This is a genomic window from Micromonospora sp. NPDC051300 (genome assembly GCF_044455315.1).
In the GTDB taxonomy this organism is placed as follows: Bacteria; Actinomycetota; Actinomycetes; order Mycobacteriales; family Micromonosporaceae; genus Micromonospora; species Micromonospora robiginosa.
Genome location: NZ_JBITEP010000017.1, coordinates 42,586 through 59,235, shown reverse-complemented (window position 1 = coordinate 59,235; position 16,650 = coordinate 42,586). Strand labels below are relative to the sequence as shown.

Sequence of the window (16,650 nt, the reverse complement as noted above, 5' to 3'; positions counted from 1 at the left end):
GGGTGTTCGCAATGAAACGGCGGGGGGGCGGAGCACGGCGCGGGGTCGCCGCGGGTTGTGGCCGACTGCGGGGGGGGGGGGGGGGGGGGCGGGGGCCCCCCCCCCCCCCCCCCGCCGTCGTCGGGCGGTCGCGGCCGGTGTCAGCCGCCGGTGATGGTGAACGTGGAGCCGGGCTGCTTGACGATGTCACCGTCGGCGGAGTTGCTGATGGTGACGTTGGTCAGCGCGGCGCTGCCCCGGGCGCCGCTCATCGCGAGGATGCCCGCGCCGTTGTTCGACCGGTCGATGCGGACGTTGCTGATCGTGACGTTCGGCGTGCTGCCGCCGCCGTTCTTGAACTGGATGCCGTCGTAGGTGGAGTCGATGACGTCGGTGTCGCGGATCGTGACGCCGGTGATGTCGCCGCTGGCCGGGAAGAGGGTGATGGCGCCGAACTCCTGGTCCTCGTTCCAGAACACGCCGCCGCACCGGTAGAGCCCGTTGTTGGCGACAAGCGTCGTGCCGGAGAACGGCAGCGGACTGTGGTCGGTCGCCAGCATGATCCCGGGGTAGTTCATGGTGTCGGCGATCAGGTTGTTCTCCACCGTGTTCCCGTAACCGCCGTAGATCGCGATGCCGTTCGCCCGCCAGGGCAGTTGCACCGTGTTGTTGAGGAAGCGGTTGTCGTGGGCCACGTCCACCGTGGTGTCCTTGACGCGCGGGTTGGCCCAGACGGCGAGCGAGTCGTCCCCGGTGGTGCGGAAGGTCGAGTTGAACACGCGCGAGTTGCGGGTGCCGTTGGAGAAGTTGATGCCGTCCGCGTAGGTGTTGCGGATGCGCATCCCGGTGAACTCGAGGCCGTCTCCGGGGTTCCAGTAGGCGGGCGTGTCGGAGTAGTCGCGTCCCACCCAGGCGCCCACGTTGACGTGCTCGATCCAGACGTTGCTGATCTTCGTGTTCTTGCCGAACCGTCCGTTGAGGCCGTGCCCACGGTTGGCGCGGTTGGTGGTCATGCCGAAGATGGCGAGGTCCGAGATCGTGGTGTTGTCGTCGATGTCGAAGCCGACGTTGCCCTCGTGCGGGTGGTTGATGTTGCCCACCACGTTCTGCGGCTCCGTCTCGGTGTAGAGCTGCGAGTGCCACATGCCCGCGCCGCGGATCGTGGCGTCGCGGATCCCCCGTTGGTTGTACTGCCCGCGGTTGGGGTCGGCGGAGAGGATCTTCTGCTCCTGCCGCCACTGCCCGGCCGGGATCCATACGCAGCCGATGACGCCGTTCTGGTCGTCGGTCACGGCCCGCTGGATGGCGGCGGTGTCGTCGACGCCGTCGTTGGGGACGGCGCCGTAGGCGGTGATCGAGGTGCACTCCGCCGGCTTGCTCGCCGGCGGCGCGACCTGCTCCAGGTCGATCAGGTCGACGATGTAGAACGACGCGGTGTCGGTCGCGTCGCGTTGCAGCCGGAAGCGGGTGCCGGCGGGGTACGACTGGGCCAGCAACGCGTGCGACTCGTCGAACAACCGGCGGGCGTCGGCCTGCGGGGTGTTCGAGAGTGACTCGGTGTCGTCGGAGGTGCCGTAGAGCCAACTGTTGCGGGAGGACAGCGTCAGCTTCTGGACGAACGTGTCGTTGACGTAGAGGCTGAGGCTGGCGGTCAGGCCCCCGCCGTTGGGCGCGTCGGGGATGGAGTTGCGCACGACGATCGAGTTGGCCGGGTTGGTCGAGGTGAATTCGACGAACTGGCCGGTGCTGGTGAGCCGGACCGACTTGCGGCCGGACGACTCGGTGGCGAAGTTGGTGTGGCCGAAGGTGCGCAACGCGTCGGCTTCGAGCAGGGTGCCCTGGTAGCGGGCGGCCTCGGCCTCGTACTCCACCCAGGGCGTCGCGGCGCCGCGACCCACCACCATCGTCTGGGAGAGCGAGTTGTTCGTCTCGTTGGTCTCGGTGACGACGCCTGTGGCGTCCGCGGTCGCGGTCAGCGTCACGCCTCCCGTGGTCGCCGTCCAACTCCCGGTCACGGCCACGGTGGCGGTCGCTCCGGCGGCCAGCGCCGCGGTGCTGGTGTTCAGGACGGTGCCGGCGACGGTGAGCCGGGTGACGCTGGCGGCGGCGGTGCTGGTGCCTCGGTTGCGGACGCTGACGGTGAACGTCACGGTGGCGCCGGCGGCGGGACTCGGCGGGTTGCTGCCGATGGCGAGGACCTGGAGGTCCGGGCCGGGTGCCTGGCCGACGACAAGCGGTGCGGACGCGGTGAAGCTGTTGTTGTCGTTGTTCTGCTCGGCGACGGTGTTCGCCGGGTCGACCACCGCGACGAGCGTGTAGGTGCCGACGGCCTGCGCCGGCGCGCTCGCCGACACGGTGGTCGTGGCTCCGGCGGCCAGCGAGCCGACCGTGCCGCTGGCGACGACGCCGCCGTTGAGCTTGAAGTCGACGGTGGTGCCGGCCGCGGTCGCGCTCCCGCTGTTCTTGACCGTCGCGTTCAGCGTGAGCGGACTGGCCTCGCTCGGTGCGGTGGGACTCCAGCTCGCCGCGGTCACGACCAGGTCCGGATTGGGCGCCCAGCCGCCGAGGACCTGCAGATCGGCGACCTGCGCCCCGGGGGCTCCGGTGTTGCCGGTGAACCTGAGCTGCACCTCGGCGACCCGCGCGGTGACCGGGATCGTCACCGAGTTGCGGTTGCCGGACGGGTCGAAGCCGTAGGCCGCGGCGGCCTTCAGGGACGTGAAGGTGGTGGCGTTCTGGGCGCGGCCCCGTACCTCGATCGTCTGGGTGCGGGCGCCCCAGACCGGGTCCGGGTTGAGCTTGACCACCACCGCGGTGACGTCGGCGTCGGCGCCCAGCTTGACGGTCAGGGTCGCCGGGAGACCGTTGGACTCCCAGTACGACGTGGGGCTGCTGTCGGTGGCGTTGGCGGCGACGAACGTGAAGACCGACGAGGACGCGTCGACGGGCTTGCCGGCGGCCAGGTTGCTGCCGGCGGGGGTGCCCGGGTCGCCGCCGCCCTGACCGGCGACGCCGTAGATCTCCACCTCGGCGATCTGGGCGGCGGGCCATCCGGTGTTGCCGGTGACGGTCAGCCGTAGGTAGCGGACGGTCGCGGCGGTGAAGTCGATCGTCACCGTGTTGCCCGTGGCCGGGTCGAAGACCCGCCCGGCGGAGGGCGAGAGGGTGCTGAAGCTGCTCCCGTCGGCGCTGCCCTGCACGGTGAGCGTCTCGGTGCGGGTCGCCCAGGCGGCCGACGCCGGCAGCTTGATCTTGACCTGGTCCACCGCGACGCCGGCGCCGAGGTCGACCTGCACCCACTGCGGGAACGCGTTGGAGGGGCTCTCCCAGTACGTCTGCTGGTTGCCGTCGGTGACGTTGCTTCCGACGTAGCTCTCGACCGAACCGCTTGTGGTCACGGCCTTGCCGGCGGCGAGGTTGGCCCCGCCGGCCGCCGAGGCCGGGGTGGGCGTGACGGCCGACAGGCCGGCCAGCAGGGCTGCGGCGAGCCCTGTGACGAGTCGTCGGCGGTGATTCTTCGCTGTCATCGGGTCCTTCGATCGGTGGGGGAGGAGGTGGGGGTTCGTGGCGAGGGGCGGGCGCGGCGCGTGCGGAAGCGCGGTGTACGCACCTCATCGAGGGACTGCACGCATTCTTCCGAACCCTGGTCTTCTTCTTTCGTCCCTGGAGCTAGTTTTTGCAAGGACGGACGTCAATGTTTCAGATGGATGGCCGGCACGTCAACGGCGCGGAGGAAGAAGGCCCCTCGCGGAGGACTGTCCGCCGTGGCAGGCGGGGTCCTCGGGGGGCGAGGTGTGGTGGCGCCGCCACCGGGCCGTCGCGCCCGTCGGCTGAGGACGTGCGGAAGGCGTACGTGGGCGCCGTCACGCGCTACGCGGGGAACGTGCGCGGGTGGGGCGGCGTCCGGGAACGGGCGCTGGCCCGGTTGGCGGCGGGACCTAGACGGAGCTGTCGAGTTCGTGCCGCGCCGACAGGATGTGGGTGCGCATCGCGGACTCGGCCCACGGAGCGTCGTGGCTGCGGATCGCTGTCAGGATCTCGCGGTGCTGCTGCATGCTGATCTGCAACCGGTTGGGGGAGTAGCCCACGAAGGTCCGGACCACGACGGGAACCTGGATCAGGCCCCGGATCATGCCGGGGAGCAGCGAGTTGTCGGACGCCTCGTGGACAAGGGCGTGGAAACGGTCGTTGAGGGCCGCCACGGCCTGGATGTCGGCGCCGTGCGGGGTCGCTGCGGTGTCCATGTCGTCGCAGAGGGCGGCCATGGCGGCACGTTGCTCATCGGTGGCGTGGTGTGCCGCGAGCGCGGCCGCGTGCCCCTCCAGCAGGGCGCGGACCGAGAACAGCTCGTCCAGTTGGGCCCGGGACCACCGCCGCACGTAGGCGCCCCGGTTGGGGAAGACGTCGATCAGCCCCTCGGAGTGCAGCCGGCGGATCGCCTCGCGGACAGGGGTGCGGCTCACCGCGAGACTGGTGGCCAGCTCGACCTCGGCAAGTTGGGCGCCCGGTGCGTAGGTGCCGTCCAGGATGCCCTGGCGCAGTGCGGCGTATGCGTGTTCGACCGCGTTCACTGCTGCGTCGTCGCCTTCGGGGTCGGGAATGGGTCCGTGCGGGCCAGTAGCGCCGGGGTCCGCCTGCCGAGCGTACGTTCGACGAGCGCGGTGGCCCGCAGCAGGGCGGGGATGTCCATGCCGGTGCGGTGGCCGTCGCGGTGCAGCGCCCAGGCCAGGTCCTCGGTGGCGATGTTGCCGGTGGCCCGGGGCGCGAACGGGCAGCCGCCGATGCCGCCGCTGCTCGCGTCGAGCGCGACGGCGCCGGCGGCGAGGGCGGCGTAGGCGTTGGCGTAGCCGCTGTTGCGGGTGTTGTGGAAGTGGCACCGGACGGGCAACGAGGTCACCTCCCGGACCGCGCGGACCAGTGTGGACACGCGTCCGGGCGTGGCCACGCCGATGGTGTCGGCCAGGCACACCTCGTCGGCGTCGACGGCGTGTGCGCGGGCGGCGAGATCGAGCACCCGGCCCGGATCCACCTCGCCCTCGAAGGGGCAGCCGAAGGCGGCGCCGATGGTGAGCGTCACCCGGATGCCGGCGTCCTTGGCCCGGCCGGCGAGGCGGCCCGCGGTAGCCATCGCGCCGGCGGTGCCGGTGCCCTGGTTACGTGCGGAGAACGTGTCGGAGGCGACGACCACCAGGTTGACCTCGTCGACGCCGGCGGCGTGGGCTCGGCGCAGTCCGTGCTCGTTGAGGACCAGGGCGCTGGTCGTGACGTCGGGCAGGTGCAGGCCCGCGAGGACGGCCTCGGCGTCGGCGAGTTGGGGGACCCGGTCGGGACGGACGAAGCTCGTGACCTCGATGCGTCGGGCGCCGGCGGCGGCCAGCAGACGGACGAACTCGATCTTCAGGTCGGTGGACACCACGACCGCCTCGTTCTGCAGTCCGTCGCGCGGGCCGACCTCGACGATCTCGACGACCATCAGATGACCCCGGTCGCCCGGAGCTCGGCGGCCCGGTCGGCGGTGAGGCCGAGCAGCTTGCCGAACACCTCGTCGTTGTGCTCACCCAGGGCCGGACCGGGGTGGCGGACGGCGCCGGGGCTGTGGCTCAGGCGGGGCGCGACGTTCTGCATGGGGACGTCGCCCAGGCCCGGTGCGGCCATGCGGACGATCGCCTCACGCGCCAGGAAGTGCGGGTCGGTGAGCATGTCCTCGGCGGTGTAGATGCGGCCGGCCGGCACACCGTGGGCGCTCAGGCGCTCGAGCAGCTCGTCGGCGGGCAGGGTGACCGACCATTCCGCGATGATGCCGTCGATCAGCGTCATGTTGCGACCGCGCGCGTCGTGGGCGCGGAAGCGTTCGTCGTCGGCCAGCTCGGCGCGTCCCATCACGTCGGTCAACCGGCGGAACACGCTGTCCTGGTTGGCCGCGATCAGCACGCTCTCGCCGTCTCCGGTCGGGTAGACGTTGCTGGGGGAGATGTTGGGGAGCACAGCGCCCGTGCGTTCGCGCCGGTAGCCGGCGATCACCCATTCGGGCAGCAGTGATTCCATCATGGCCAGGACCGCTTCGTAGATCGCGGTGTCGACGACCTGTCCACGGCCGGTACGGCGGCGATCGTGCAGGGCCACGAGGGTGCCCAGCGCCGCGAAGACGGCGGCGAGGGAGTCGCCGAGAGAGATGCCGGAGCGCGCCGGTGGGCGGTCGGGATCGCCGGTGACGTGCCGGATGCCGCCCATCGCCTCGCCGATCGATCCGAAGCCGGCGCGGCCGGCGTAGGGGCCGGTCTGGCCGTACCCGCTGACGCGGGTGATCACGAGGCGGGGGTTGATCTTCCAGAGCGTCTCGGGGGGCAGGCCCCACCGTTCGAGGGTGCCGGGACGGAAGTTCTCCAGCAGCACGTCGGCCTCGGCGAGCAGCCGCCGGACCAGTTCCTGCCCGTCCGGGCTGCGCAGGTTGATGGTGATCGACTTTTTGTTGCGGGCCACGATCGGCCACCACAGGGACATGCCGTGTGGCTTCTCCCGGCCCCACTGGCGCATCGGGTCACCGGCCCTCGGGTCCTCGATCTTGATGACCTCGGCGCCGAAGTCGCCGAGAAGCTGCCCGCAGAACGGCCCGGCCAGCAACTGCCCCATCTCGACCACGCGCAGATCGGCCAGTGGTAGCTCGGTGTTCGTCGCCATGCGACCTCCAACGTCAGACACTGTATGCAATCTAGGCGGATCGAAGAGATCTGACAACGGTTCAGGGGCGCGATCGTCCGGCCACTCATCGTGACCATCTGCATGCAAGCCGCCACCCGCATCACAACTGAATCCCTGATCAGAAGTGATGCTTGACACTTCAATCGCGAGCGTTCTACGTTTCTTTGCGTACAACGACCGCCGCCGCCGAGACTCTGCGACCGACTCGACTCGGGTTCGACGCCCGCGACACCTCCCCGGGAAGCATCGCCGCTCGTCGCAGATTGCATACACGCTTCCGTCCTGTTGGGCCGTCTCGTCTCCTGAGGAGTGGCACCTTGTTCACCTTTCCGAGAGCGCTCCGCCGCTCCGCAGCCGCGGCCCTGGGCGCCGCCCTCCTACTCGCGGCCACCGCCTGCGGCGACGACTCCTCGTCCGCCGACGGCCCTGGCCCGGTCGACGACGCGTACACCGCGAAGGCCGCCGACCTGGTCGCGAAAGGGACCGGTGGCCTGCTGTACTTCGAAGGCGCCGAGGCCGACATCACCCTCGACAAGATCAAGGAGTATCAGGACTGGTCGGGCCCGACGGAGTCCGCCAAGCCCGTCGCCGGCGCGAAGCTCTCCGTCATCGTCTGCAAGATCGGCACCTCCTGCGAGGAGGTCGGGCGCAAGGCTGCCGCCATCGCCCAGCAGATCGGGTGGAGCGCGGAGGTGATCGACGGCCAGGGCACTCCCGAGGGTTTCCAGAAGGCGTTCGCCACCGCCGCCGCCAGGAAGCCCAGCGCCGTCATCACGGTGGCCATTCCCGAGAACCAGGCCGCCGACGGCATCCGGGAACTGCAGCGGTCGAAGATTCCGGTGGTCGGTGTCTCCGCGATCAAGGAGGGCGGAAGCGTCGGCTTCGACGCCAACGTCTCCAGCAGGGAGACGTTCCAGTCGGTCCTCCAGGTCACCCAGGCGATCGCCGAGAGCAAGGGCGCCGCGAAGGCCGTCTTCCTCTGGGACGTCGGCTACCCGCACCTGGTCGAGGCACTCGACACGAGCAGGAGGGTCTTCGCCGCGTGCACCGGCTGTCAGGTGCTGGAGGTGCGCGAGCGGACACTGGCGCAGGCCGGCGACCCGATCGAGATGCAGAACATCACGACGTCGCTGATCCAGAAGTACGGCAACGACCTCCAGTACATCTTCACGCCCTACGGCAACGGGGTGGAGTCGGTCATCGCCGCGCTCCAGGCGGCCGGTCGTACCGACGTGAAGGTCCTGTCAAAGAACGCGGAGCCGGAACGGCTGGGCAGCGTGGCCAAGGGCGACCAGTTCGCCGACTTCGGCGCGGTCCGTGGATGGAACGCTTACGCGGCGATCGACCAGGTGGTACGGCTGCTCGCCGGCCAGCCCGCGCTGCCCGACGCCGAGCAGGGCATCCCCGCCACCATCTTCCGGCAGTCCAACGCCCCCGGCGACGGCAAGGTGGACTGGAACTCCTACGTCGACTTCGCCGAGCGCTACACCCGGATGTGGAGCGCCGCGAAGTGAACGGCACACCTGTCCTCGAAGCCGTCGGGATCACCAAGTCCTACGGTCGGGTGCGCGCGGTCTCGGACGTGTCGTTCGACGTGCGGCCGGGGGAGATCCTGGGCGTGGTCGGCGACAACGGGGCAGGCAAGTCCACCCTGATGAACGTGGTCAGCGGGGCGGTCACGCCCGATCGTGGGCACCTGCTGGTGGCGGGTCGGCAACTCGCGCCGCACACCATCGCCCAGGCCCGGGCCGCCGGCATCGAGATGATCTACCAGGATCTCGGGCTGAGCGACAACCTCAGCCTGGTGGAGAACGTCTTCCTCGGCCGCGAGTGGACCGGTGGCCCGCCCCTGCTGCCGATCCTGCGCAAGAGGGCCATGCGCGCCCGCACCCGGACGCTGCTGGAGAGCCTCGGCATCGACCTGTACGACATGGACGTGCTTGTCGAAGGGCTCTCCGGCGGTCAACGGCAGATGGTCGCCATCGCGCGGGCGCTCGTCGCCGACCGGGAACCACGGGTGATGGTGATGGACGAGCCGACCGCCGCGCTGGGCACCACCGAGTCGCGGGTGGTCAACGATCTCATCGTGCGGTTGCGCGACCGTGGCTACGCGGTCGTCGTCATCAGTCACCGCATACCCGAACTGCTCGAACTGGCTGACCGGCTGCTGGTGATGAAGGGCGGCCGGGCCGTCCATCACGGTCCGACCCGCGACCTCGACGTGGAGCGGTGCGTGCAGCTCATCGTCCGGGGCACGGACGCTCGGGAACGGAGTGCCCGCTGATGCCCGACACCCTCACCACCCCGCCCGTCCTCGTCCGACAGAACGCCGACCGGTCCCGGCCGAGCACCGCCGAGTGGCTCGTCGGCGCGACCGGCAGGTTCGGCCTCGTCGGGCTGCTCGTCCTGGTGATCGCCACGTTCTCCGCGCTGAGCCCGTCGACCTACTTCACGGTCACCAACTTCCGGCTCGTCCTGGTCAACCAGACCGTGACGGTCATCGTCGCCCTCGCGGCGACGCTGCCGCTGCTCGCGCACTACCTCGACGCCTCGGTCGGGCCGATGCTGGGCCTGGCCCAGGGCCTCGCGGTGTGGTTGATCGCGGTTCGGGACGTGCCGATCTGGCTGGCCGTGGTGGCGGTCCTCGCGGCCGCCGTCGCGGTCGGCGTGCTGAACACGCTGCTGGTGCTGCGTTTCGGCATGACCTCCATCATCGCCACGCTGGCCACCGGCAGCGTGCTCATGGGCCTGCTCTACCTGATCACCGGTGGCCGGGTCATCTTCCAGAACGTGCCGGAGAGCTTCACCGGCATCGCCCGAGGCGACCTCGCCGGGATACCACTGCCGCTGCTGTACCTGCTCGCGATCGTCGTCGTGCTGGAGGTGGTGGTGGTGTGGACGCCGTTCGGGCAGCGGATGTACTCGATGGACGGCAACCTGCGCGGCGCCGCGCGTGCCGGCATCGACGTCAACTCCTACACCCTGCGCGCGTTCGTCGGCGCCGCCGTGCTCGCCGCGCTCGCCGGCCTGCTGCTCGCCTCCCGCATCGGCTCCGGGCAACCGGCGGTCGGCCAGCAGTTCCTGCTGCCCGCCTTCGCCGCCGCGTTCCTCGGCGCTGCCGTCCTGCGCCCGGGCCGGGTGAACATGCTGGGGACGCTCATCGCCGCCTACTTCGTGAGCTTCACGATCGCCGGCCTCCAGCACCTCGGCGCGGCGACGTGGATCGAGAGCGTCTTCAACGGTGTCGCCGTCATCGGCGGTGTGTCCGTCGCCGGCCTGGCGGTGCGGCGCCGCCGTCGGTTGGCCGTCCGGCACGTCGAGCGGCTCGAGGCCGAACATCCTGAACCACCGCACCCCGCCAGCGAGAGGGACCGCCCGTGAAGAACGACTTCTTCATCTTCGACAACGCCATCCACATGTACAAGCTCACCGAGGACAACTACGACGAGACGTACGGCGGTGGCCGCAAGTCCACGAACGCGCTTGTCGAGTACGCCAGGAAGTACTCCCGGTCGGGCTTTCCCTACGACGACATCTCCGACCGTGAACTGTCCGTCGAGGACGCCTACCGGCTGATGTTCGAGGAGTCCGACACCGACATCGCGATGGCGCAGACCGTGCCCAGCCACGGTGGCTGGAAGCTCGGCTTCTCCCCGGCGGAGAACAACTACAAGCTCAAGGAGGCGTATCCGGACCGGGTGCTGTTCTGCGGCGGCGTCGACCCGATCACCCACGGCCGCTACGGCGCGGTGACGGAGGCGATCCGTCAGATCGAGGAGTGGGGCGCGGTCAGTTTCAAGTTCTACCAGGCGCACTCCGGCGGGGTGTCCTGGCGCATCGACGACCCCGACGTGGCGTACCCGATCTGGGAGGCGTGCCTGGAGCACGGCGTGACGAACGTGCAGTTCCACAAGGGGTTGGCGTTCAACACGCAGCACATCATCGACCTGGCCCCCTACGACCTCGAACGCGCCGCCCAGGACTTCCCGGAGATGAACTTCATCGTCCACCACCTCGGTGAGCCATTCATCGACGAGACGATCAACATCGCGTCGCGCTACGAGAACATCCACCTGGCGCTGACGGCCTGGATCAACCAGTACCCGGTCGCCCCGCGGGCCGCGTTGCACGCGATCGGCAAGTGTCTGCTGCACGTCGGCCCGGACCGGCTGCTGTGGGGCTCCGAGGCGTTCGTGTGGCCGAAGGTGCAGGCGTACATCGACCTCTTCGCCGAGATGACGATGCCCGAGGACCTCCAGGACGGCTACGGCTATCCCGAGCTGACCGACGAGGTCAAGGCGAAGATCTTCGGCCTGAACTACGCCGCCATGATGGGCATCGACGTCGCGGCGAAGACCGAGGAACTCTACGGCCCGTCCCCGGCCCCGGCCCCCGCGCCGGCCCGCAAGGCGGTGCGCCGTGGCCGACGCTGACCTGAACCGGGCCGCCGACCGGGCGCTGGAGGGCAAGGTCCGGCAGTTGGTCGAGGCGCACGGCGGCGGCATCACCGTGCAGGTCGACGACGCCGGCGACGCCCGGGTCAGCCTCAAGGGCCGGTGCCGTGCCTGCCCGTCCGCGCCGGTCACCATGGGCGCGCTGGTGCGGCCCACGCTGCTGGCGGTCGAGGGTGTCCGCTCCGTCTCGCGCGAGGGCGGGGTCTCACGCTTCGCGGAGGAGCGGATCGCCCGCATGTTCGGCATCACCGGCCAACCCCTGGACGAGGAGCAGTCATGAGAGGTCGCAGCGGCGGGTCGCCGCGCCGTAGTGGATATCGCCGGCGGGACCCGTTCCTGTCGTACCAGGACGAGCCGACGACACCCAGCCCCGTGGTGCACCGGCCGACGATCTCGCGGGCCGCGGCCGCGGCCGCCGTCGAGGCGGCGATCGCGCGGGCCGAGTCGATCGGCATGCCCGTCACGGTGGCGATCTGTGACGAGAGCGGGGTGCTGAAGGTCTACCAACGCATGGACGCCGCGCCGCTGGTCAGCGTGCAACTGGCCCAGGACAAGGCGTACACCGCGGTCGGGTTCGGGTTGAGCAGCGACGGCTGGTACGACTTCATCAAGGACGACGGCCCGCTCGCCCTGGGCGCACCCGCCGGCGTCGATCGCCTGGTGACCTTCGGCGGGGGATTCCCCATCCGGGTCGACGGCGTCGTCGTGGGCGGGATCGGCGTCAGTGGCGGCCACTACACCCAGGACATGGAGGTCGCCCGGGCCGGGCTGGCGGTGCTCGAATGAGCGGCCCGGAGGTCGACCTCCAGGTGCGCGACGGTGTCGCCGTCATCTCGCTGGACGCCCCGGAGCGCCGCAACGCCCTCACCCTCGCGATGGCGACCGAGCTGGCGCGGACGATCGCCCGCGTCGACGCGGACCCGGAGGTGCGGTCCGCGGTGGTCCGCGGCAGCGGCGGTCACTTCTGCGCGGGCGCCCATCGGGAGCTGCTGCACGACGTGGCCGAGGACCCCGCGGATCCGCGTCGCTACGCCGCCCTGGGCGTCGTCTACGACTCGTTCTTCCGCCTGGGTCGCCTCGGCGTCCCGGTCGTCGCGTCGGTCCGCGGCGCCGCCGTCGGCGCGGGGGTCAACCTGCTGCTCGCCGCGGACGTCCGGGTGGTCGGCGCGAGCACCCGGATCGTCGCCGGATTCGGCGCGATCGGGCTGCATCCCGGCGGTGGTCACCTGCTGCTGGCCGCCGCCGCGCTCGGCCGTTCCGGCGCCGCGGCGATGACCCTGCTCAACCAGGAGTTGGACGGTGACGGATCGGTTCGCGCCGGGTTGGCCCGGGAGTGCGTCGCCGACGACGAGGTCGACGTCCGTGCGTTCGCCCTCGCCGCCGCCGCGCCGGACGACCCGGAGCTGAGCCGGCGGGTGACCGCGTCGTTCCGGCGCTCGGTCGGCCCCACCGTGGTGGAGTGGGAACAGGCGATGGAGGCCGAGCGGGCCTCGCAGATGTGGTCGCTGCGGCGGCGGGCCCAGCGGTGAGCGGCCCGCTGCGCGGCGTGCGCGTGCTCGACCTCACCAGCACCTTCTCCGGGCCGTACTGCACGCTCATGCTCGCCGACCTCGGGGCCGATGTGGTGAAGATCGAGGCGCCCGGCGGTGACATCGCCCGGCAGCTCGGTGCCGCCACCGTGCCGGGCATGGCGGCGGTGTTCCTCAACATGAACCGCGGCAAGCGCTCTGTCGTGCTCGACCTGACGACCCAGCGGGGGCGGGCGGACCTGGCCCGGCTGCTGCCGACCGCCGACGTGCTGGTGCACAACATGCGCCCCGGGGCCGCTCGCCGCCTCCAGGTCTCCTACGAGGACTGCGCGCGCCACCACCCCGGCCTGGTCTACTGCGCGATCCCGGGTTTCAGCGGCGACAGTCCGCACGCCGACCGTCCGGCCTACGACGACGTCATCCAGGGCGCGTCGGGTCTGGCGGCGATGCAGAGCGTCAACCAGGACGAGCCCGGCTACGTCGTCACCCCGGTCGCGGACAAGCTCGCCGGGCTCACCGCCGCCGTCGGGGTCCTCGCCGCGCTGCGGCACCGCGACGCCACCGGCGAGGGCCAGCGCGTCGAGGTTCCGATGTTCGACACCACGTTCGCCTTCGGCCTGCTCGAGCAGTTGGACGGCTGGACGTTCGAGCCGCCCGTGGGCCCGCCGGTCTATCCGCGTACCGCGGCGACCAACCGTCGCCCCTACCGCACCCGGGACGGTCACCTCTGCGTCATGATCTACACGGAACGGCAGTGGCGACGGTTCCTCGACCGCGCCGGTCGCGGCTCGGTGCTGGCCGAGCCACGCTTCGACAGCGTCGGCAGGCGGATCGCCAACGCCGACGCGCTGTACGGCATCGTCGGCGAGATCATGCTCACCCGCACCACCGACGAGTGGCTCGTCGTTCTCGACGAGATCGACGTGCCGTGTGCGCCCCTGGCCCGCTACGAGGACCTGCTGCGCGACGACGACCTGCTCGAGCGTGGCGTGGTCTCGCTCGTCGAGCACCCGACTGTCGGCACGCTGCGCAGCATCGCCGCGCCCCTGCGCTTCTCCGCCACCCCCGCCGTGGCGTACCGCCCCGCTCCGACGCTGGGTGAGCACCAGGCGCAGATCCTGGGGACGCCGTGACGTCAGTGGACCGCGCGGAGATCCGCGCCCAACTGGAGCGGTGGCGGCGCGAGGGACGTTTCACGCCGCGCTGCGACTCCTGGCTGGCGGGGTACGACGAGGACTTCACTCGGCTGCTCGGCGCCCGTGGCTGGATCGGTCTGACCTGGGAGCCGCGCCACGGCGGGCAGGGGCGGGGGTTCGCGGACCGGTTCGTGCTGACCGAGGAACTGCTGCGGGCGGGCGCGCCGGTCGCCGGGCACTGGATCGCCGACCGGCAGATCGGGCCGGCCGTGGCCCGGTGGGGCAGCGAGGAGCTCAAGGCGCACGTGCTGCCCCGCATCGCCGCCGGCGAGGCCCGGTTCTGCCTCGGCATGAGCGAGCCCGATGCCGGCTCCGACCTCGCCGCCGTGCGGACCCGCGCCGAACGTGCTTCCGGCGGGTGGACGCTGACCGGGCAGAAGGTCTGGTCCAGCCACGCCCACCGGGCGACGCACGCCTACGTGTTGGCCCGCACCGGCGGCTCGCCCACCGGCCCGGACCGGCACGAGGGTCTGAGCGAGTTCGTCCTCGACCTCGATCAGCCCGGTGTCACCGTGCGTCCGATCCCCGACCTGCACGGGTCCGGCCACTCCTGCGAGGTCTTCCTCGACGGCGCCGTCGTGCCGGACGCCTGGGTGCTCGGCACGGTCGGCAACGGCTGGGCTCAGGTCACCGACCAGCTCGCGTTCGAGCGGGGCGGCCCGGAGCGGGTGCTGAGCACGTACCCCCTGCTGCGTCTCATGGTCGACGGGGCCGGCGGGTGGCGGCTCGGTGAGTTGGTGGCCCGCCTGACCGCGCTGCGCGCGCTGGGCCGGCGCGTCGCGGCCCGGATGGACGCGGGGGAGGCTCCGGTGTCGGCGGCGGCGACGCTGAAGCTGCTGGGCAACCGGTTCGAGGTCGACGTCATCGAGGCCGCGCGCGGGTTGACCCGGGCCGACATGGGCGCCGAGGACTGGTCGCGGTTCACCGCGATGCGCGCGGGGGCCCAGTTGTCCGCGCCCGGTTTCTCGCTTCGCGGGGGCACCACCGAGGTGCTTGGTGTGCTTGTCGCCCGGGCCGCTCTGGAGGAGGCACGATGACGTCGACCACGGATTCCGTCGCGCGGGCCGCGGTGGCGACGGTACGCGCCGCCGGCGACATGGGCGCGGTCTGGCGGGTCGCGGTGGAGCAGCAGTGGCACCTGCTGGCCGTGGCCGAGGCCGACGGCGGGTACGGGGGATCGCTCACCGACCTCGCCGACGTGGTGCGGGCGCTCGCCGGGGCAGGCTTGTCGACGCCGATCCCGGAGCTGTACGCGGGTGCGACGGGCGGGGCGGTGGGGGTGGCGCTGCCGGTCGGCAACGGGGAGACGCTCGTGCCGTGGGGGCGGTGGTGCGCCGACGTGCTCGTGCTCGACGGCGGCGACACGGTGGTGCCGCTCCGGGGAGCCCGGGAGCGGGAGAACCTCGCGCACGAGCCCGTCGACGAGCTGACCGTGCCCGGCGCGGGTGAGGGCGCCGGCCCGGCGTTGGCACGCTGGCGGGTGCTGCACACCGCGCGGCTGGTCGGGGGAGCCCTCGCGGGCGCGCGACGCACCGCCGCGTACGCCGGGACCCGGGTGCAGTTCGGCCGCCCGATCGCCCGGTTCCAGGCGGTGGCCGCGCTCGTCGCCGAGGCGCATGCGCAGTCGGTGCTCGCGGCCGCCGCGCTGGAGCGGGCGCTCGCCGACGTGGACGACGACGCCTCGGTGCTGAGCGGGCACGCGGTGGCGGCCCGGGCGGCGGGCGCCGTCGCGCGGATCGCCCACCAGGTGCACGGCGCGATCGGGGTGACCCAGGAGCTGGGCCTGGAGCAGCTCACCCGCCGGCTGTGGGCGTGGCGGGACCTGTGGCAGACCGAGTTCGAGATCGAGTGTCTGCTGGCCGCCGGCGTGGCCGGTCGGGGCGAGGACTACTTCTGGAGTGCCGATGCGTGACTCGTTGACCGGCCGGGTGGTTGTCGTGACCGGGGCCGGTTCCGGCATCGGTCTGGAGGTGGTGCGACTGTTCGCCGGGGAGGGCTGCCGCCTGGTCGCCGCCGACCTCGACCCGTCCGCGTGTGAGGGGCTTCCCGGCGTCCACGCGGTCACCGTCGACCTCGGCACGGCCGAGGGGGCGCGGCGGGTCGCCGCCGCCGCGCTCGACCACTTCGGCGGCGTCGACATCCTGGTGAACAACGTGGCCGTGGCGCCGTACCGCGACGCGTTCACCGAGGTCGACGATGCGGCCTGGCAGCACACCTGGGAGGTCAACGTCATGTCGTGCGTCCGGCTGTGCCGGGAGCTGATCCCGATGATGGTCGGGCGGGGCGGCGGCAGCGTGGTGAACATCGGTTCCGAGGCTGCCCGGCACCCCAAGCCGTACCTGGTCGACTATGCGGTGAGCAAGGCCGCGCTGCTGGCCCTGGCCAAGGCGCTGTCGATGGAGTACGGGTCGGCGGGTGTGCGGGTCAACACGGTGGCGCCCGGCCCGACCCGGACCTCCACCATGAACCGCTTCCTGGGCTCACTGGCGCGGCGGCTCGGGGTCGATCCGGAAGCGGCCGCCGAGCACTTCGTCCGCGAGATGCGCGGGCTCGCGCTCGGTCGGATGAACGAGCCCGCCGATGTCGCCGCCGTCGTGCGCTTTCTCGCCGGCTCGGCCGCCCGCCAGGTGACCGGCGCCGAGTACGCCGTCAACGGGGGCTCCACCACGTCGATGTAGCTTCCCGACCACGCCGGGCCGAGGGTCCGACGTGCTGCCGCAGGGCGAGCGTCACCGGGCCGGTTCGGCTCCGGGTCGGTCCGGCGTGCGGTGCTTCCGGGTGCGGCGCCGGTCC

Annotated in this window: 15 protein-coding genes; 11 read left to right on the top strand and 4 right to left on the bottom strand. The window is 71.5% G+C overall.

What is annotated here, in order from left to right; translation table 11 throughout:
• Positions 1 to 140: 140 nt before the first annotated feature.
• The 4 genes from ACIA5A_RS19610 to ACIA5A_RS19595 form a co-directional block, all read right to left on the bottom strand.
• Complete coding sequence (locus tag ACIA5A_RS19610) at positions 141 to 3,506, bottom strand: CARDB domain-containing protein (RefSeq protein ID WP_396763981.1); 3,366 nt, start codon at positions 3,504 to 3,506, stop codon at positions 141 to 143.
• Positions 3,507 to 3,917: 411 nt separating this feature from the next.
• Positions 3,918 to 4,550: a GntR family transcriptional regulator gene (locus tag ACIA5A_RS19605; RefSeq protein WP_396763978.1), complete on the bottom strand. Its 633-nt coding sequence runs from the start codon at positions 4,548 to 4,550 to the stop codon at positions 3,918 to 3,920.
• On the bottom strand, positions 4,547 to 5,452 hold the full coding sequence (locus tag ACIA5A_RS19600) for a hydroxymethylglutaryl-CoA lyase (RefSeq protein ID WP_396763975.1): 906 nt from the start codon (positions 5,450 to 5,452) through the stop codon (positions 4,547 to 4,549). Before ACIA5A_RS19600 ends, ACIA5A_RS19605 begins: the two co-directional genes overlap by 4 nt.
• On the bottom strand, positions 5,452 to 6,657 hold the full coding sequence (locus ACIA5A_RS19595) for a CaiB/BaiF CoA transferase family protein (protein WP_396763972.1): 1,206 nt from the start codon (positions 6,655 to 6,657) through the stop codon (positions 5,452 to 5,454). The genes ACIA5A_RS19600 and ACIA5A_RS19595 overlap by 1 nt, the downstream gene beginning before the upstream one ends.
• Positions 6,658 to 6,995: 338 nt before the next feature.
• Here ACIA5A_RS19595 and ACIA5A_RS19590 point away from each other — a divergent pair, with 338 nt between their 5' ends.
• Genes ACIA5A_RS19590 through ACIA5A_RS19540 form a run of 11 tightly spaced genes read left to right on the top strand, consistent with a single transcriptional unit; the run spans position 6,996 to position 16,535 of the window.
• On the top strand, positions 6,996 to 8,192 hold the full coding sequence (locus ACIA5A_RS19590) for a substrate-binding domain-containing protein (protein WP_396763969.1): 1,197 nt from the start codon (positions 6,996 to 6,998) through the stop codon (positions 8,190 to 8,192).
• Positions 8,189 to 8,962 (top strand): ATP-binding cassette domain-containing protein, encoded by a 774-nt coding sequence (locus ACIA5A_RS19585; RefSeq protein WP_396763967.1) that lies wholly within the window; start codon positions 8,189 to 8,191, stop codon positions 8,960 to 8,962. The genes ACIA5A_RS19590 and ACIA5A_RS19585 overlap by 4 nt, the downstream gene beginning before the upstream one ends.
• Positions 8,962 to 10,059 carry an ABC transporter permease gene (locus ACIA5A_RS19580; protein ID WP_396763964.1) on the top strand — a complete coding sequence of 366 codons (1,098 nt, stop codon included), beginning with the start codon at positions 8,962 to 8,964 and terminating at the stop codon, positions 10,057 to 10,059. The genes ACIA5A_RS19585 and ACIA5A_RS19580 overlap by 1 nt, the downstream gene beginning before the upstream one ends.
• Positions 10,056 to 11,111 carry an amidohydrolase family protein gene (locus ACIA5A_RS19575; protein ID WP_396763961.1) on the top strand — a complete coding sequence of 352 codons (1,056 nt, stop codon included), beginning with the start codon at positions 10,056 to 10,058 and terminating at the stop codon, positions 11,109 to 11,111. The genes ACIA5A_RS19580 and ACIA5A_RS19575 overlap by 4 nt, the downstream gene beginning before the upstream one ends.
• Positions 11,098 to 11,412 carry a NifU family protein gene (locus tag ACIA5A_RS19570; RefSeq protein WP_181569093.1) on the top strand — a complete coding sequence of 105 codons (315 nt, stop codon included), beginning with the start codon at positions 11,098 to 11,100 and terminating at the stop codon, positions 11,410 to 11,412. Before ACIA5A_RS19575 ends, ACIA5A_RS19570 begins: the two co-directional genes overlap by 14 nt.
• Positions 11,409 to 11,918, top strand: coding sequence for a heme-binding protein (locus ACIA5A_RS19565; protein ID WP_396763958.1), 510 nt, complete (start codon positions 11,409 to 11,411; stop codon positions 11,916 to 11,918). The genes ACIA5A_RS19570 and ACIA5A_RS19565 overlap by 4 nt, the downstream gene beginning before the upstream one ends.
• A complete protein-coding gene (locus tag ACIA5A_RS19560) occupies positions 11,915 to 12,661 on the top strand; it encodes an enoyl-CoA hydratase-related protein (protein WP_396763956.1) in 747 nt (248 codons plus the stop codon). Before ACIA5A_RS19565 ends, ACIA5A_RS19560 begins: the two co-directional genes overlap by 4 nt.
• Positions 12,658 to 13,794, top strand: coding sequence for a CaiB/BaiF CoA transferase family protein (locus ACIA5A_RS19555; RefSeq protein ID WP_396763953.1), 1,137 nt, complete (start codon positions 12,658 to 12,660; stop codon positions 13,792 to 13,794). The genes ACIA5A_RS19560 and ACIA5A_RS19555 overlap by 4 nt, the downstream gene beginning before the upstream one ends.
• Positions 13,791 to 14,894: an acyl-CoA dehydrogenase family protein gene (locus ACIA5A_RS19550; protein WP_396763950.1), complete on the top strand. Its 1,104-nt coding sequence runs from the start codon at positions 13,791 to 13,793 to the stop codon at positions 14,892 to 14,894. Before ACIA5A_RS19555 ends, ACIA5A_RS19550 begins: the two co-directional genes overlap by 4 nt.
• Complete coding sequence (locus tag ACIA5A_RS19545; RefSeq protein WP_396763947.1) at positions 14,891 to 15,769, top strand: acyl-CoA dehydrogenase family protein; 879 nt, start codon at positions 14,891 to 14,893, stop codon at positions 15,767 to 15,769. Before ACIA5A_RS19550 ends, ACIA5A_RS19545 begins: the two co-directional genes overlap by 4 nt.
• Complete coding sequence (locus tag ACIA5A_RS19540) at positions 15,762 to 16,535, top strand: SDR family NAD(P)-dependent oxidoreductase (protein WP_396763944.1); 774 nt, start codon at positions 15,762 to 15,764, stop codon at positions 16,533 to 16,535. The genes ACIA5A_RS19545 and ACIA5A_RS19540 overlap by 8 nt, the downstream gene beginning before the upstream one ends.
• Positions 16,536 to 16,650 lie beyond the last annotated feature (115 nt).

Excerpts from the sequence above, each read along its gene's own strand:
- ACIA5A_RS19610 (WP_396763981.1), bottom strand. The coding sequence starts at position 3,506 with ATGACAGCGAAGAATCACCGCCGACGACTCGTCACAGGGCTCGCCGCA.
- ACIA5A_RS19600 (WP_396763975.1), bottom strand. The coding sequence starts at position 5,452 with ATGGTCGTCGAGATCGTCGAGGTCGGCCCGCGCGACGGACTGCAGAAC.
- ACIA5A_RS19595 (WP_396763972.1), bottom strand. The coding sequence starts at position 6,657 with ATGGCGACGAACACCGAGCTACCACTGGCCGATCTGCGCGTGGTCGAG.
- ACIA5A_RS19580 (WP_396763964.1), top strand. The coding sequence starts at position 8,962 with ATGCCCGACACCCTCACCACCCCGCCCGTCCTCGTCCGACAGAACGCC.
- ACIA5A_RS19565 (WP_396763958.1), top strand. The coding sequence starts at position 11,409 with ATGAGAGGTCGCAGCGGCGGGTCGCCGCGCCGTAGTGGATATCGCCGG.
- ACIA5A_RS19560 (WP_396763956.1), top strand. The coding sequence starts at position 11,915 with ATGAGCGGCCCGGAGGTCGACCTCCAGGTGCGCGACGGTGTCGCCGTC.
- ACIA5A_RS19545 (WP_396763947.1), top strand. The coding sequence starts at position 14,891 with ATGACGTCGACCACGGATTCCGTCGCGCGGGCCGCGGTGGCGACGGTA.
- ACIA5A_RS19540 (WP_396763944.1), top strand. The coding sequence starts at position 15,762 with ATGCGTGACTCGTTGACCGGCCGGGTGGTTGTCGTGACCGGGGCCGGT.